A 17,407-nucleotide genomic window follows, 5' to 3' on the forward strand; every position below is an offset into this window, starting at 1 on the left:
CAAAAAAAATTATTTTATATTCTTTATTAATTTTTCAAGATAGTTCAAATGCTCCTGAAAAGCTTGTTTTCCAAGTGCTGTTATCGAATAAGTTGTATTCGTTTTTCGACCTATAAATCCTTTGTGTACAGTCATATAATCGTTTTCTTCTAGGTTTTTTAAGTGCGAAGCCAAGTTGCCATCAGTCAAATCTAAAAAGTCTTTCAAATCCTTAAAAGAAATTTCTTCATTCATGACCAAAGCACTCATAATTCCCACACGAATACGATTATCAAAGACTTTGTTTAATTTATTAAGATTAAAATCCATGTTGCAAATTTAAGCTTTGTAATCATATTTTCGCACCATCCAAATCCCAAAAATTAGATGTAAAATCCCGAAACCAATAAACCAAAACAATAAACCATTGAAAATAAAATAGAAAGCCAATAACCCTAAAAATATTTCGCACATTGCCAAATATTTTATTTCTACAATTGTGTCACGTTCTACCGTATACAAAGCTAAGCCGTAAAACAAAAGCGTTGCTGGAGCTACATAAGCAAAACTAAAATTATTGATGAAGATCAGACTTACTATTCCTCCAACGATTAAAACAAAAAGAAATTTACGCAATATTCGTTTTGTAACTGGATTTATAAATTTAACGTCATCTTTTGTCGATTTTCTGGTCATAAAAAAGAAACCTCCAATACATGCAACCATTAAAGTTACAATTCCTAAAATGAATAATTTAATTTCTAAATTATTCATTAAAATAGGTGTCAATGTTCCTCTATAATTTACTTGAAGTGCATCTTGTAGAATCAAAACATAAGCGATAAAAGCAGAAATCATTCCCACTACTCCAACCCAAACACCACTCCATCCACTAATACTTGTGAATTTTGATGTGCGTTGCATCATTGATTTGATTTCGTTTAAACTTTCTACAGGATTATTTGTGCTCATATTAAAAGTACTTTTCAATTCAAAGTTAATATAAAAAATGATTCTGCAAAATATTTTTTCAAAAAAAATCCAATTTCTAAATGAAATTGGATTTTATAAATATGATTAATTAATCAATTTTTAAGGATTTGTAGACCACAAAGAAGCTGATGCCAACATTGCGCGTTTATCTAATTTTAATAAATCGACAATTAATTGAGCAAAATCTTCAGGCTGAAGCACTTTTTCTGGATTTCCGTCTGTGATTTTCAACACATCTTTTGACATCTCAGATGCAATTGTACTTGGAGTTAAAGTCGTAACACGAATGTTTTTCTTTCTTAATTCGAACATTAATGATTCTGATAAACCTATCAATCCCGCTTTTGAAGCTGAATAAGCAGAAGTTACTGCGTTTCCTTTTAATCCTGCAGTTGAAGATACATTGATAATATCACCACTTCCTAACTCTACCATCGAAGGAATTACAGCTTTAGAAACATAATATGGTCCAAATAAATTGGTACGCACAATCTCTTCCCAATCATTTTTTGGCATTTCCAAAAAACTTCCGAAAGCCGCAATACCGGCATTATTAATCAAAATATCAAACGCTCCAAAACTCTCAATTAATCGTTCAAGTTGCATTTTCACTTCAACTTTTTCAGCTACATTAAAAATCGAATAATCCGCTTTTACTCCAAAACTTTTGATCTCTTCTACAGTTTCTTCTAATGTCTTTGTATTTCGTCCTGTCACAGCTACATTAACACCTTCTTTAGCCAATGCCAAAGCAACAGCTTTTCCTAAACCTCTACTACCTCCTGTGACTAAAGCATTTTTCCCTTTTAAATCTTGCATAATTATTTTATAATTAGAATTTTACAATTTATTTTTTGAAGATTTTTTATGATTTTGAAGTACAAAGATAAACAACATAGATTTCTAGGAAAAATATTTTTTATCTACCTAATTATAAGTATTTTTACTACTTAATCACACACTGAATGGATAAATATTTATTTTTTACTCTACTCCTTATCAACGTCCTCTCTTTTTTTTTATTTAAAATAGATAAAAAAACTCAATTATTGGTAAAAGACGTGTATCTGAATTAGCACTTTGTTTTGTGACTTTGATTGGTGGAACAATTGGTTCTCTTATGTCAATGCAGATTTATCGTCATAAAATAAGAAAAAAGTCTTTTATTTTTAAAATAGTAATGATTATAGCAATACAATGTAGTTTATTAATTTTTTTAGTTGATCGAATTTAATTGTTCTAAAATTTAAACCTACGACAGTCTTTTTTCTCAGCTTGTTGTTTCTTTTGATTCAGTCTTTTTTGCTGAGAAGCTTTAGTAGGTTTAGTCTTTTTTCTAAACTTTGGAATAATCAATGCTTTTTCAACTAATTCTAACATTTTCTTTGTTGCAGATTCTTTATTGTCCAATTGAGAGCGAGATTCTTGCGAATTGATTTGTAAAAATCCTTCTGAATTAATCTTATTTTTTAGCTTTTCTGTGATTAATGCTTTTTCTTCATCAGAAAAAAATTGGGAAACTTCAACGTTCCATTTTGCTAAAACCATCGTTTCAACCTTGTTTACATTTTGCCCTCCTGCACCGCTACTTCTCGCTGTTTTATATGTTATTTCATAAGAAAAATCTTTCATCACTTATTATTTTTATTGAATAAAATATGAGAAATCAAACAGATTAAAGTAAAAAAAACGCCAACAGCAACCACTCCATTCCATTGAAATTTATCCCACGCATTTGCTGCAATAAATGTTCCTAAAGATCCACCAATAAAATAGCTTGTCATGTAAACTGTATTCACTCGATTTCCTGCTTTGGCATCTAATCCAAAAATAATGGTTTGATTAGAAACATGCATTGCCTGTAAACCTAAATCGATCAAAATTACACCAACAATTAATCCCCAATATGTATAGCCAAATTCATAGAAAAATCCCCAAGAAATTAGCATAGTAATGATGGAATAAAAGATAATTTTTGATGTTGACAGAACTTTTGAAACTCTACCAACTAATGCAGCAGCTAATGCTCCTACTGCTCCAATTAATCCAAAAGCACCAGCAATATCGCTTCCAACAAAAAATGGTGCTTCTTCTAAGTGAAAAACCAATGTTGTCCAAAATGCACTAAATGCTGCAAAACCTGTAGCTCCACGAAAAGAAGCTAATCTTAATTGTGGTTGATTTTTTACTAAATCTACAATCGATTTCATCAAATTACCATAAGTTCCTTTGAAATTTGGTTGTATTTCTGGTAAAAATATATAGATAAAAATCCATAGAACAAACATTAAAATTGCGCCTATCATATAAACTTCTCGCCATCCTAAATATTCACCAATAAAGCCACTAAAAACACGAGAAAGTAGAATACCAACAAGCAAACCACTCATAACCATCCCGACAGCTTGCGCTTTTTTTTGAGGTTCAGCTAATTCAGCCGCCATTGGCACAAAAACTTGCGGAATAACTGAGGTGAAACCGATTAGAAAACTTAATGGAAAAAGCCAGCTTACAGATGGTGCAAAATACATTCCCAAAAGAGCTGCGATTATAAAAACAAAATCGATTAAGATCATTCGTTTTCGTTTCAGTAAATCTCCTAAAGGAATAATAAACAACAATCCACAAGCGTATCCAATTTGTGTTAACATTGCAATATTAGAAACTTTACTTTCGGAAACATTAAAATCTTTAGCGATTAATGACAATAATGGCTGATTGTAATAATTATTTGCCACAACCAAACCGCTCCCAATAATCATTATCCATAAAATGATTGGAGTTAATTTGGGTTTCATTTGTAAATTTTCCATTCTAATATTCGCTTGCTTCAGTCAAAAGTTTAACATCATCATGAGATAATTGCACATTTACACCTTCTACAAAAGCATCAAGATGTTGTTCCTTAGTTGCACTCGCAATGGGAGCTACAACAGTTTTCTGATCCATTAACCAAGCCAATGCAACTGCCGAATAAGAAATATTATATCGTGTAGAAATAGTTTGTAAAGCGTCCAAAATTTTGAATCCTCTTTCATTCAAATACTTTTTGATTCCATTACCGCGCAAACTTTGTTGTAAATCTTCTTCAGTTTTATATTTACCTGATAAAAAACCACTCGCTAAACTGTAATAAGGGATAACAGCTAAATTATATTTCTCAGCAACAGGTTGCAAAAATTCTTCAAAATGCTGACGATCATACAAATTATATTCAGGTTGCAAGGTTTTGTATTGCGGCAAATTATAAAGTTCTGATTTATCCAACGATTCAATCAATCGCTCCGAAGAAAAATTAGAAGCTCCTATAAATCTCACTTTTCCTTCTTTTATCAATTGATTATAAACGGATAAAGTTTCTTCTACAGGTGTATTTACATCATCATAATGAGTTTGATACAAGTCGATATAATCTGTTTGTAAACGGATAAGTGATTCTTCTACTTCTTTTAAGATATGAGCTTTTGTAGTATTTGGCTTATCTTGAATCATATTTCGTCCACCAACTTTCGTTGCCAAAACAATTTGATCTCTCACTCCTCTCGATTTTAACCAATTTCCGATAATTCGTTCAGACTCTGTTCCAACATTACCTTCCACCCAATACGAATAGTTATTTGCAGTGTCTATCGCATTAAATCCTCTGTCCAAAAATCCATCTAAAATTCGAAAAGATTCTTCTTCATTCAATGTCCAACCAAAAACATTTCCTCCGAAAAAAATTGGTTTTATTTCTAAATCTGTATTTCCTAATTGTACATTTTTCATGGGGATAAAGATAAAAAAAAGCTACTTTGCAGTAGCTTCTTGTTGTAAAATTTTTTGACTCACACGTCGAAAAATGTAACTTTTAAGATACTTTTATGGTGTCTTCATAGGTTTAGAAAACAAAGCATCAAAGTTTAATACTTAGTTTGAAATCGATACAACAAATATATATACTGAATAATATCTATCATTAAAATAGAGTTCAGATTTCGTTAATTCACGTTTCAGCAAGGTGAATTGTGAATTTATTCAGGTGAAATTTTAATCAACTTTCAAAATCATTCGAACTTTTGTTCCTTTTTCATGAAAATTTATAAAAATATTTTCTTCAATATTACGATTAAGCAATTGTAAACGCTCATTAACTATCTTAAGTGCTTTCGAATCGTGAGTTTTATTTTGCGTAATTTGTGTTGTATTTCCCTTTCCATTATCTTCAATGATTATTTCTAAATAATCAATTTTTACACGAATAATCAATTTGATAATCGGTTGTAAATGATTTTGATCAAATGCGTGAACAAAAGAATTTTCGATAATTGGTTGAATCAACATTGGAGGAATTTTGATGCGATAAATATCCAATTGACTATCAATTTGAACATCAAATTCTATTTTATTTTTCCATCTAAAATTCTCAACTTCAACATATAATTTCAAAAAATCAATTTCGTCTTTCAAACTAATTTCATCTTTTGTTGAAAGATTTAACATCTGACGAATCAAGTGAGAAAAACGTCCCAACGAATTTAACGCATTATCAATATCATTATCCAAAATATAAAACTGAATAGAATTCAGCACATTGAAAATAAAATGCGGATTCATTTGCGATTGTAAAGCTGTTAACTTCGTTTCGGTTAATTGCCGCTCTAATTGCAAACGTTGATTTTCTTGAGTATTTTTTTCATTTAATTGACTAATTTTTAATTGATTAAATTTATTTAACGTCTTGATTTTATTTGTATTATAACGATAAATAATCAATCCTAAAGTTAAGACTGACAACAAAATAAAATAAATATTCAAGTAAAAAGGTTCGTCAACATTCAACGAAACCAAATCAATAATTTGTTTTTGTCCATTGCTTGTATCCGTTATTTCTAATTGAACACGATATTTACCATATGGTATATTCCGCAAATAAATAGATGGGTTATAAAAATACTCGTTCCACTTTTCATCAGGATTTACACGATATCTGTACTTATAACTTTGAGCAAAATTAGCATCAACCACAGCAAAATTTAATGTAATATTATTCTCATTATTCTTTAAATTCAAATCTTTATCAATCAAATCAAACCACATAAATTTATCTATTCCAAAAGATTGATCATTAATTTTAAAACTTGTAATTATAATCTCTTTCGACTGATTTTTTTGCTTTAATAAATTCTCAAGATTTAACTTATAATATCCATTTTCAACACCAATTGTAGCCGTTTTTCCGTCAAAAATAGACGAATGTATATCCTTATTTACAAAACCTTGTTCATTACCAATCATATATGTTTTACCATTATTGAAAACGAGTAAATTACGATTGGTTCCAATCAGAATTGAGTTCCCAAAAATGTCAATTGAACTGATATTTTCCCCGCCAATTTCACGAATATTGATTACTTTTTTTGTGATTAATTCATCTCCTTTTACCTCTAAAATATAGACTTTCGCAAATTCTGTTGCAACCAACAACTGATTATCTCCAACGCATTTTATCATTTTAATTTTAGATTCATTAAACTGATTATTTTGCAAATAAGAAATAAAATTTCCATTTTCATACTTGAATAATCCATCCAAAGAAGAACCAAAAAATACAGCTTTTTTATTTTGACAAATCGAAACAACATCTTTCGGAACATTCGCTTGCGTAGCTGAATATGCGTGATATTTTAGATTATTCAGATCATCAAAAACCAAAATTCCTCCAAAAGGATTTGTCTGAATAAATTGATTATTAAAATATGTAAATTGACTTGTTCGATTAGGTAAATAATCTTTGAATTCTCCATTAAAATCTAACTCGAAAAGTCCTAAATTAGTTGCTATAATAAACGAATTATGACGAATAATCATTTTATAAAAACGAAGATTTTTTTCTTTCAAATCAAAATCAATTTCATAAAAATCTTTATTTGATTGACTTAAAAAATCTTTGAATTTTGACTTATTTCGAAGCATATATTGATAAAAAGCATTTCTCTTTATCTGCTTATTGAATACATTATTCTCTTGAAAATAAAGTCCTTCTGGTGTTAAAAAATATTGTGTATTCGCAACTTTTAGAATTTCAATGACTCTTTTATTATCAATCGTTGAAAAATCTAAAAAATGATTAAAATGAACTTCAAAAAGTCCTTTATCAGCACTTCCAACATAAATTAAATCATCCGTTTTACTACTAAAAACTCGATATGGATAATCCGAAGTGATTTTAAAATTTTCTGTTTGATCTGTTATTTTATTGTCCTTTAATTCGGCAACCATTCCATTTCCTGCACCCGTTTCGTAACCAGCTAATAAAAGAGAATGACGTTTATCTGAAATGTTGTGATTTCTAAAAACTGGAAAATCGTAGGTTTTAAAATTCAATTTTTTATTCAAAAAATCGTTTATCGAAATGATATTAAGACCTTTAGAAGATGACAAATACAAATCATTATTATTCAAAAAACTATAATTAATTCGATTGAAAGGATTGACCAACTTCAACTTATCGCGATGAACTTCATAAACACCATGATCTATTGTTGCAACATAAACCTTGTTTTGATATTCGAAAAAAGATACCGCTTCGAACACAATATTGTTATTTTTTTCAAAAGAAGGATTATAAATTTTCTTTGATTTTGTATCAATAATCGAAACGCCACCTTGCGCAGCAACATATATTAAATCATCTAAATAAAATAAATTTCGAACACGATCCGAAACTAATCCTTTCGCTGTATTAATTTGTTCAAAACGTTGACCAGTAAATTTCAATATCCCTTGTCCGTAACTTCCGAACCAAACATTATATTGCTTATCTTCTATTATTGTCCAAACATTATTGTATTGTACTTTCTCGAAGCGTTTCATCATTTTGAAATTGTCCATGTCTTTCACAAATACGCCAAAACGAGTTCCAACCCACAAGATTTTACGAGAATCTTTGTAAACACTCAAAATCTCATTGGCAGGCAAGCCATTTTCGTACGTGTATTGTTTTGTCAGAACATATTGCGCAGAAAGTTGATGAGAGCAATGAAATAAAACAAGTAAAAAAATGAAGTTACGCAACCACATTCGATAAAATTTTATACCCCAAAGAAGTTACAGGAAGATTTGATTCACCATCTTTTGGATGACAATTCAGAATCAATAAATTGTTTCGTTTATCAAATTTTTTAGCAAAATTAATATTAACCAAATACGATCTATTGACACGGAAAAAATTGGTTTGATCAATTAAATTTTCTACCTCTTTCAGCGTTTTAGTTACCATGTACGCCTCTTTTTCAGTAAAAATTGTACAATAACTATCATCTGCTTTACAGTAAATAATATTTTCAATTTTCAGTACCAAAACCTCTGTTATAGATGGAATAAATATAATTCCATGCTCATTTTTGAAAACGTCTTTCAGATTATCAGTTTCTACTTCATCTTCAAAATCATCTGCAATATTAATAATCTCTTTCGTTATTTTTGTTTGATTTTGACGCTCTACAAAACGATTCAATAATACTTTAAGATCAGAAATTGAAATAGGTTTCATCAAATAACCCAAACATCCCCATTGATTTACAGCTTCTAAAATATAGTCTGAATGAGCTGTTGTGAAAATGACATCAAACGTAATATCATCGAAATAATCAAATAATTTAAACCCAAATTCCTCTGGCATGTGAATATCCAAAAAAACGATATCTGGTTGATTTTCCTTAATTTTTTCAACGCCTTCTTTTACAGAATTTGCAGTATCAATGGAAACAAAAAAATCTGGCAAAGCATGTTGAATAATTTTCTTTAACCCTTGTTGAGCAAAGTGTTCATCATCTATAATAAGAGCTTTGTAATGATTCATTTGAGTTTAATTTGTTACAAATATAAACTAAAAAAGGATGCTCCGTAGAACATCCTTTGATTATGATTGAAGTAATATTTTTAAACTCTTTTCGATTTTAATTGTAAAAAGATTGCTGCAATTATTGATCCTACCGAAGCCATAATAAAGCCAACCCACAATTGCGAATTAAATCCTAACCCCATTGCAATCGGAATTCCACCTAAAAATGCACCTAAAGCATTTCCGATATTAAAACTTGCTTGACCAGCTGCTGCGGCTAAAGTTTCGGATCCTTTTCCGTTATTAATCAACATCATTTGAATTGGCGAACCAATTGTAAACGCAATTAATCCCGTAATAAACGACATAATATAAGCCATTATTTGTATGTGAGAAGTGAAATAAACAATCACTAAACAAATCGCCATCGAAGCAAATGAGATAATTGCAGCTTTATTTGGCGACATGGTATCTGCCAATTTTCCACCTATAAAATTACCTACAAACATTCCTAGACCAATCAAGGTCATAATAATTGGAACTTTTGTTTTGGGTAAATCTGCCACATTTGTCATTAATGGAGAAATGTAACTTATCCACGCAAATAATCCTGAAGTTCCGATAGAAATCATCACAATTAATACCCAAGCTTCCCATTTTTTGAAGAAACTTAATTGCTCTACTAAACTTCCTTTGTTTGTATTTTTAAGATTTGGAACCCAAAGCGAAATCGCTAACATTGTGATTAATCCTAAACTTGCAATAATCCCAAACGTTAATCGCCACGAAAAAACTTGTCCTAATTTCGTCCCTAATGGAACTCCGACTAAATTCGCAAACGTTAATCCCGCAAACATAATCGAAATAGCTTGCGCTTCTTTTCCTTTTGTTGCTAATTGTGCTGCCACAACAGATCCTACTCCAAAAAACGCTCCATGAGGTAAACCAGACATAAAACGAGCAATTAATAAGGTATTGTAACTTGGTGCAATAACAAAAAGTGAATTAAAAATGGTAAACAATAACATAAAAAAGATTAAAACTTTTTTAGGCGAATATTTACTTGTAGCCATGATCAATGTTGGAGCTCCAACCATTACGCCCATTGCATACATTGATATAAAATTCCCTGCTGTTGGAATTGAAATATTCAAATCTTTTGCAAAATCTTCTAAAACTCCCATCATCGAAAATTCCGTCATTCCGATGGCTAAACCTCCCATTGCTAAGGCAAGTAAACTCTTTTTTACCATTTATTCTTCTATTCTTCGTATAATTCTATCGGCAAACCGTCGGGATCTTCAAAAAAAGTAAACTTCTTTTGCGTGTATTCATCCACACGAATTGGCTCTACCATCACATTCAACTGCGTTAATTTTTCTACTTCATTTTCTATATTTTCCACAGCAAAAGCAATATGTCTCAATCCAGAAGCTTCTGGTCGAGAAACACGTTTTGGTGGATTAGGAAAAGAAAATAATTCGATGCAGTAATAATTTTGCAAAGCTAAATCTAATTTATAAGAATCACGTTCTTTTCGGTAAACTTCTTGCACAATTTCGAATCCTAAAATTTCTGTGTAAAAATGTTTTGATTTTTGATAATCCGAACAAATGATTGCAATATGATGGATTTTTTTTAATGCTAACATAATTTATGCGTAATGATTATTTTTTGCTCTTTCATATTGTGGCAACCACTTTATATCTTCTTCTAACTCTTTTGCAGCACGTAATGCAAAATATGGATCGCGTAATAATTCTCTTCCTAAAAAGATTAAATCTGCTTCTTCATTTTGAAGAATTTCTTCGGCTTGTTTTGGCTCAAAAATTAATCCAACAGCTCCAGTAATGATTTCGACTTGGTTTTTAATTTCATTTGCGAATGGAACTTGATAATTTTTTTTGACATCAATCTTTTGATGACTCACTCCTCCTCCAGACGAAACATCAATCACTTCTACTCCATTTTGTTTTAAAATCTTACACAATTCTATTGTTTCTTCTAAATTCCAACCATTTTCTGCCCAATCCGAAGCTGACAAACGAACCCAAAGCGATTGAGTTGTAATATATTTTTGCATTTCAGCAACAATTTCCAACACAAAACGAATTCTATTCTCAAAACTTCCACCATATTCATCTGTTCGATTATTGATTAAAGGCGACAAAAATTGATGAACCAAATATCCATGCGCACCATGAATTTCTAAAATTTCAAAACCAGCTTTTATCGCGCGTTCAGTTGCTTTTCCCCATTCTTTTACAACATCTTTAATTTCAGAAATTGTTAATTGATGTGGAATTTCATCCGATTCATTAAAAGGTAAATTAGAACTCGAAACTGTTTTCCAACCATTTTTTTCGTCAGATTTTATTTGATGGTGTCCCAACCAAGGCTTTTCTGTACTTGCTTTTCTTCCTGCATGCGCTAACTGAATCCCAGGAACACAATTGTATTTTTTAATTTCGGAAGTTAATTTTTGATACACTTCGATATGTTCATCTTTCCAAATTCCTAAATCGCCATACGAAATTCGACCATCTGCAATAACAGCGGTAGCTTCTTGTATAATCGCCGAAACATTGCCAACTGCACGCGAAACATAATGTTGAAAATGCCAATCATTTGGAAAACCATCTTCCGAAGAATATTGGCACATTGGCGACATAATAATTCTATTTTTTAATGAAATAGATTCATTTATACTGATTGATTCAAATAATTTGCTCATTACTTGTTTTTTTGACTTAATTAATTTGGAATAAAATTCGTGAATTTGATTGATTTCTTAAAACGATTCAGCTTAAAAATTGTTTAAATTCTAATCTTTCAACAAAATTAAAAAAGCTTAGAAATACATGAAATCACAAATAATTTTAACAATTTATTTAAAACTGACAAAAAACATAAATTTAAAAAAATCTAATAATCAATCCGATATCATAGTAAATATCTAAGGTTCAGAATAATTTTTAATAAATCTTTCATTGTTTCTTAGTTTGTTCGTAATTTTACAAAAAAGTGAATTTTGGAAAAGAAAAAGATTGTCATTTTAGGTGCTGGATTTGCCGGACTTAAATTAGCCCGTAAATTAAATAATAACCCACACTTTTCTGTTACACTTATTGACCGTTATAACTATCATCAATTTCAACCTCTTTTTTATCAAGTTGCTACAGCAGGAATAAACGCTAGTGATATTTCGTTTCCTATACGAAAAGTATTTCAAGGAAGTAAAAATGTCAGCGTACGATTAGCTGAAGTAACAGCTATAAAAAAAGAAGCTAATATTGTTGAAACCACAATCGGAGATTTTTCTTACGATTATTTGGTTATTGCCATGGGATGTACCACAAATTTCTTTGGTAATAAGCAAATTGAGGAATTATCATTCCCAATGAAATCCACAAACGAAGCTTTAACGCTAAAAAACAGATTGTTAACAAATTTTGAAAGTGCTTATTCTGCTGAGTCAGAAGAAGAATTAGAAGAAATTTTGAACATTGTTGTTGTTGGTGGTGGACCAACTGGAGTAGAACTTTCTGGTGCAATTGCACATATGAAAAAACACATTCTACCAAAAGATTATCCAGATTTAGATTTCTCTAAATTGAATATTTATTTGATTGAAGGAAGTCCTAATTTATTAGGACCTATGTCTGATTTAGCTCATAAAAAGTCTCACGAATATTTGACAAATATGGGAGTGCATATTTGGACAGAAGGACGAGTTACAGATTATGATGGAAAAACTATTTCCTTAGCTGACGGACGCACAATCAAAACAAAAAATTTAATTTGGTCTGCTGGTGTTACAGGAAATATTCCTGAAGGAGCTGTGTCTCAAGAAGAGTTACAAAGAGGTAACCGTTTTAAGGTAGATCGTACAAGTAAAATTATTGGAACTGATAACATATATGCTATTGGTGACATTTCTTGTATGGAAACACCTAAATATCCTCATGGACATCCTCAATTAGCACGTGTTGCTGGGGATCAAGCTATGAATTTAGCCAAAAATTTCAATAAAATTGGACAAGGTTTATCAGAAGATAAATTAACTTTATTTGAATATCAAGATCCAGGATCTATGGCTACAATAGGAAAACATAAAGCTGTTGTTGACTTACCTAAATTCTCTTTCTCTGGACGTTTGGCATGGTTTACATGGATGTTCTTACACTTAATGTTAATCTTGACTGTTCGCAACAAACTGGCTATTTTCTTTAATTGGGCTCAAAATTATTTTACAAATGATTCATCATTACGTATTATTGTTCGTCCAACGAAAAAAGATTTTAGATTTAATTTGAAAGGTTATCGCCGTTTTCCAAAGAATCGTGATAAAGAAGTAGAAGCTTAATCAAAAAAGTATATCAATAAAAAACTCCGCTAAATATTTAGCGGAGTTTTTTGTATCTATGAATTGAAATTTTATTTTCTTGCAGAAGGTGTTCTCACTCCTGTTTTTACTCTTTCTGTTGATGCAGATTTTGCACTTACAGCATCTTTAGCAGATTTGCTGTATAATTGGATAAAATCAAATAATCCATCAAAATCACCAGTCAATGTTTTACCATTCGAAACTCTCAATGCAAAGTTTGTAGATAATAAACTTCTGTTATAAGGGTCAAAATAATTTTTTAGATTAATAGATCCAGAAGAAAAATCTGTATCTAACAAAGCAAACGTTCCAGAATTAAGAACTGGCACATAATTTTGCATTATAGGATCTTCATAATATTCGATATAATCCAATCCTCTATCATTATTTTCTGTTACGTAAGATCCATTAAAACTTAAATCACCTCTTTGGAAAATTTCTAAATACAAATAAGCTCCATTTAATTTACCATTCTTAGGAACTGGATTTGTAGATAATACTACACTATAATAAAATCCGCCATCAGCCTTTTTTATATCTGCAACAACTGCATTTCGAAGCGGAAATGATACACCATCATAATTGATTTGTCCAACATTAACAATTTCAGGTTCATAATAGCCATCATCATTATTCACACAAGATGTTAATGAGATAGACGAGACAGCTAACATTGCTAAAAATATAATTTTTTTCATAATTTCTAAATTTTCAAACTAATTATATTGCCAGTATTACAAATAGCGTGCTAAAAAATAACAACAACTAGTTTTAGCATAAAAAAAGTGTTACACAATCGTGTAACACTTTGATATTAAATAAAATATTTTTTAACAAAGAAAATTATCCTTTGATAATGATTTCCATTTTTTCTTGCTCTTCTAAAGCTAATTCCAAATCAACTAAGATACGTCCTGAATGTTCGTCAGCGATAATTTTTTTACGTTGAGCGATATCCATTTGTCTTTGTGGTGGAATTGTAAAGAAAGATCCCGCAGAAGCTCCACGTTGTACAGGAACAACAGCTAAACCATTTTTCACAGAATTTCTGATACGGCTGTAAGCGTCTAATAATCTTTGTTCGATTTTAGCAGAATATTCAGAAGATAATTTCAATAAATTACTTTCTTCTTTTTCTGTATCTTTTACAATTGTATCCAACTCAGCTTGTTTGTGAGATAAATGCTCTTTCATTGAGTTTAATTTTGCATTAAATTCTTCAACTTGTGCATTTTTTTGAGAAATTTTAACTGTAAACTCACGAATACGTTTCTCAGATAACTCAATTTCCAAACCTTGATACTCTACTTCTTTCGCTAAAGCATCAAATTCTCTATTGTTTCGTACGTTATCTTGTTGTTTCGTGTATTTTTTAATTAAAGCTTCAGCATTTTTGATTGCTTCTTTCTTCAATTTAATTTCTTCATCCAAACCTTTAGTTTCGTCAACTATTTTTTGGATTCTCGTTTCTAATTGTGCAACATCGTCGCTCAAATCTTCAACTTCTAAAGGTAATTCACCTCTTGTGTTTCTGATTTCATCTAAACGTGAATCAATTAATTGCAAGTCGTATAACGCGCGAAGTTTTTCTTCTACGCTTAGTTCTTTGATATTTTTTGTTTCAGACATAGTTAACAATAATTAACAGGATTGGTATTAATTCCAGAATTAAAGACCACAAAATTAGTAAATTTTTCTTTAAGATACGAAGTTATTAAGTTTTTTGTAAACTGTTCCGATTCAAAATGTCCAATATCTGCCAAAACAAGCTTATTTTCAGCTGTAAAAAAATCGTGATATTTCAAATCAGCCGTGATATAAATGTCCGCTCCAGCCGAAATTGCATTTTTTATTCCAAATGCGCCAGAACCTCCAAGTACAGCAACCTTCTTTATTTTTTTGTTTAATAATTTCGAGTGACGAATAACGGGTGTATTCATTTGAGTTTTTAGATAATTGAAAAAATCGAGTTCTTCCATTTCATTTTCCAACTCTCCAATCATTCCAATTCCAATATAATTATTTTGATTATTCAACGAAATAACAGAATAAGCAACTTCTTCGTACGGATGATTTTTGAACAAAGCATTCATCACATCACCTTCCAAATGTTGCGGAACAATAACCTCTATTCGCGTTTCGTTTACTGCTTCCAATTTCCCTATTTCGCCAATAAACGGATTTGCACCAGCAGTTGGTCGATAATTTCCTTCGCCTTCTATCGCAAAACCACACGAATCATAATTCCCAATTTTTCCTGCACCCGCTTCATACAACGCAAATTTCAATTGCTCAGCATGTTCTGTTGGTACATAGGTAATTAATTGTTTGATAGTTTGCAATTTTGGAATAAGAATTTTCGTATTCAATAAAGTTAATTGTTCAGAAATTTTGAAATTAACTCCAACTTTCGAATTATCTAAAGCTGTATGCGTTGCATAAATATTAATTCCATTTTTGATTGCTGTCATCACAGCTTTTTCAACATAATTTTTTCCGTTCAATTTCTTTAAACCAGAAAAAATAATTGGATGAAAACTCACAATCAAATTACAATTTTTCTCAATCGCTTCTTCCACAACTTCTGGTGTTGTGTCCAACGTTACCAAGATCTCTGTTACCTCATTATTGTAATCACCAACTAGCAATCCAACATTGTCAAAATCCTCTGCATACGCCAAAGGCGCTATTTCTTCCATCGCCAAAGCGACATCTTTTACTCGTATCATTTCTCTTTTAAAAGCAATTTTTCTGTAGGCAAATCATTTTCGATGCCTTTCCAATACGATTCAAAATTAAACTTTTCTAACAACTTTCTTGAAGCAACATTATCAGGATCGATGACAGCCATTACTTGCAAATCAGGAAATTTTTCTTTTGATTCTGCTAATAAATGTTCGCAAATCATTGATCCAAAACCTTTTCTCCAAAATTCTTTTTTCAATAAATAACCTATTTCAAGTGAATTTTCGATATGTTTGTTATACACCAATTTACAATCACCTAAAAGTGTGTCGTTTTCGTCATAAACCTTAAAAAAACCAAGGTTTTCGTTAACGCTACCTTTTTCTAAGATTGATGTAAATTTGTGATTTGCTTGCTCTTCATTCAAACCTTTTCCAGAGATATATTTCATCACTTCGTCGTCCTGAACAAGTTTAAAAAAGTTATTAAAATCTGTAGGTTTATATTTTTCGAACCGAATTTTCTTCATGAAATTTTGTTAATGCTTTTAATAAATTGATTTGATTAATCGTACGATTTAGATTTTGTTTTGGATAAGAAATCGAATAATAAATATCGTTTTCTAAATAATCTGCCAAAAATCTAACCGCCTGAATATAAATCACAATATACGCAACAAAATCCATATTTTCGATCTCTATTGGTTGTAAATCATATTTTAAATGTTCTAAAAACCCATTTTTAACCGCTTTATAATAATCAGGTTCAAACAATTTTTCAGGATTAGGATCGTCTTCAGCTTTCAGGTTTGCGTATGTACGAATCATATCTCCAAAATCGCACAAAATATTCCCTGGCATTATTGTATCCCAGTCTATCACAGCGATTGCTTGCGAATGATTATCATTATTAAATAAGAAATTACTGATTTTAGCATCAGCATGAACGACACGCTTTGGGAAATCTATTTCTAAATACTTTTCAACTTGATACAGATTATCCAAAATATAAGCAACTTCTTCTTTCGTTTCTTCTAAACGCTCTGTTGAAGCATTTTTCAATGCATTTTTGAAATCATTTACACGTTTATGATAATCTAAAAACCCGACAATCGAAGGATAAATTTCATCAACATTAACATCTAACAAATACGAATGAAATTCACTAATTGTTTTCGCCGCTTCATACGCTTGTTCCGCAGATTCCACTTTCTCAAAACAAATAGAATTTGGAATAAAAGAAGTCATTCTCCAAGTTTCTCTATCTTCTTTTGCTAATAAATTTCCTTGCAAATCTTTTACAATTTCGATTACCGAATTTTGATAATTCTTTGCTTTTAGATGGCGAGAAATGATGTCAATATTGTTCGAAATTACTTCTGGTTGAGGAAAAACGTGCGTGTTTATTTTTTGTAAAATATATTTTTTTCCTTCATACTCAACTTCATAAGTAGAATTAATCCAACCAGAACTGATTGGATTAATACTAACTTGATCTATATTTTCGAAATAATGTTTTAATATTTTCTCCATTATATT

General features: G+C 30.5%; 18 protein-coding genes. 2 read left to right on the plus strand and 16 right to left on the minus strand.

All coding sequences use genetic code 11. The annotated features are described in order from the left end of the window. Positions 1–9 precede the first annotated feature (9 nt). The 3 genes from B3M86_RS00890 to B3M86_RS00900 form a co-directional block, all read right to left on the minus strand. Positions 10–309: a winged helix-turn-helix domain-containing protein gene (locus B3M86_RS00890; protein ID WP_291049172.1), complete on the minus strand. Its 300-nt coding sequence runs from the start codon at positions 307–309 to the stop codon at positions 10–12. 9 nt (positions 310–318) lie between these two features. Further along, positions 319–951, minus strand: a complete 633-nt coding sequence (locus tag B3M86_RS00895; protein WP_291049169.1) for a hypothetical protein — start codon at positions 949–951, stop codon at positions 319–321. A gap of 120 nt (positions 952–1,071) precedes the next feature. Continuing rightward, entirely contained in the window at positions 1,072–1,791 is a 720-nt protein-coding gene (locus B3M86_RS00900; protein ID WP_291076242.1) for a 3-ketoacyl-ACP reductase, read from the minus strand. A 229-nt stretch (positions 1,792–2,020) separates the two neighbouring features. Here B3M86_RS00900 and B3M86_RS00905 point away from each other — a divergent pair, with 229 nt between their 5' ends. Next, the gene (locus B3M86_RS00905; protein ID WP_409410630.1) at positions 2,021–2,206 is read left to right on the plus strand and encodes a DUF1294 domain-containing protein; all 186 of its coding nucleotides are present in this window, start codon (positions 2,021–2,023) and stop codon (positions 2,204–2,206) included. A 5-nt stretch (positions 2,207–2,211) separates the two neighbouring features. On the opposite strand, the gene arfB is transcribed toward B3M86_RS00905, so the two are convergent. From arfB to B3M86_RS00945, 8 genes are all read right to left on the minus strand, one after another. After that, complete coding sequence (arfB, locus tag B3M86_RS00910; protein ID WP_286495197.1) at positions 2,212–2,604, minus strand: alternative ribosome rescue aminoacyl-tRNA hydrolase ArfB; 393 nt, start codon at positions 2,602–2,604, stop codon at positions 2,212–2,214. After that, entirely contained in the window at positions 2,604–3,785 is a 1,182-nt protein-coding gene (locus B3M86_RS00915) for an MFS transporter (RefSeq protein ID WP_286495198.1), read from the minus strand. The genes arfB and B3M86_RS00915 overlap by 1 nt, the downstream gene beginning before the upstream one ends. Position 3,786: 1 nt before the next feature. Next, entirely contained in the window at positions 3,787–4,740 is a 954-nt protein-coding gene (locus B3M86_RS00920) for an aldo/keto reductase (protein ID WP_286495199.1), read from the minus strand. 261 nt (positions 4,741–5,001) lie between these two features. After that, positions 5,002–8,034 carry a sensor histidine kinase gene (locus B3M86_RS00925; protein WP_286495201.1) on the minus strand — a complete coding sequence of 1,011 codons (3,033 nt, stop codon included), beginning with the start codon at positions 8,032–8,034 and terminating at the stop codon, positions 5,002–5,004. Continuing rightward, positions 8,021–8,815: a LytR/AlgR family response regulator transcription factor gene (locus B3M86_RS00930; protein WP_221856275.1), complete on the minus strand. Its 795-nt coding sequence runs from the start codon at positions 8,813–8,815 to the stop codon at positions 8,021–8,023. The genes B3M86_RS00925 and B3M86_RS00930 overlap by 14 nt, the downstream gene beginning before the upstream one ends. Before the next feature lie 80 nt (positions 8,816–8,895). Then, positions 8,896–10,050, minus strand: coding sequence for an MFS transporter (locus B3M86_RS00935; protein ID WP_286495202.1), 1,155 nt, complete (start codon positions 10,048–10,050; stop codon positions 8,896–8,898). A gap of 8 nt (positions 10,051–10,058) precedes the next feature. Then, entirely contained in the window at positions 10,059–10,448 is a 390-nt protein-coding gene (locus tag B3M86_RS00940; RefSeq protein WP_125349274.1) for a VOC family protein, read from the minus strand. 3 nt (positions 10,449–10,451) lie between these two features. Beyond that, positions 10,452–11,531, minus strand: a complete 1,080-nt coding sequence (locus B3M86_RS00945; protein ID WP_291049159.1) for an NADH:flavin oxidoreductase/NADH oxidase — start codon at positions 11,529–11,531, stop codon at positions 10,452–10,454. Between the two features lie 297 nt (positions 11,532–11,828). Here B3M86_RS00945 and B3M86_RS00950 point away from each other — a divergent pair, with 297 nt between their 5' ends. After that, positions 11,829–13,163 (plus strand): NAD(P)/FAD-dependent oxidoreductase, encoded by a 1,335-nt coding sequence (locus B3M86_RS00950; protein WP_286495204.1) that lies wholly within the window; start codon positions 11,829–11,831, stop codon positions 13,161–13,163. A gap of 71 nt (positions 13,164–13,234) precedes the next feature. Here B3M86_RS00950 and B3M86_RS00955 read toward each other — a convergent pair whose 3' ends face one another. The 5 genes from B3M86_RS00955 to B3M86_RS00975 all read right to left on the minus strand — a co-directional run bounded on the left by B3M86_RS00955 (position 13,235) and on the right by B3M86_RS00975 (position 17,401). After that, entirely contained in the window at positions 13,235–13,882 is a 648-nt protein-coding gene (locus tag B3M86_RS00955) for a hypothetical protein (RefSeq protein WP_291076240.1), read from the minus strand. A gap of 145 nt (positions 13,883–14,027) precedes the next feature. Then, positions 14,028–14,813 (minus strand): zinc ribbon domain-containing protein, encoded by a 786-nt coding sequence (locus tag B3M86_RS00960; RefSeq protein ID WP_115000894.1) that lies wholly within the window; start codon positions 14,811–14,813, stop codon positions 14,028–14,030. Positions 14,814–14,815: 2 nt separating this feature from the next. Beyond that, positions 14,816–15,913, minus strand: coding sequence for a Nif3-like dinuclear metal center hexameric protein (locus B3M86_RS00965; RefSeq protein WP_414646998.1), 1,098 nt, complete (start codon positions 15,911–15,913; stop codon positions 14,816–14,818). Next, the gene (locus B3M86_RS00970) at positions 15,910–16,398 is read right to left on the minus strand and encodes a GNAT family N-acetyltransferase (RefSeq protein ID WP_115000896.1); all 489 of its coding nucleotides are present in this window, start codon (positions 16,396–16,398) and stop codon (positions 15,910–15,912) included. Before B3M86_RS00970 ends, B3M86_RS00965 begins: the two co-directional genes overlap by 4 nt. Continuing rightward, positions 16,370–17,401: a phosphotransferase enzyme family protein gene (locus tag B3M86_RS00975; RefSeq protein ID WP_115000898.1), complete on the minus strand. Its 1,032-nt coding sequence runs from the start codon at positions 17,399–17,401 to the stop codon at positions 16,370–16,372. The genes B3M86_RS00970 and B3M86_RS00975 overlap by 29 nt, the downstream gene beginning before the upstream one ends. Positions 17,402–17,407: the final 6 nt, after the last annotated feature.

The sequence above is a fragment of the Empedobacter sp. UBA6305 genome, assembly GCF_002440405.1.
In the GTDB taxonomy this organism is placed as follows: domain Bacteria; phylum Bacteroidota; class Bacteroidia; order Flavobacteriales; family Weeksellaceae; genus Empedobacter; species Empedobacter falsenii_B.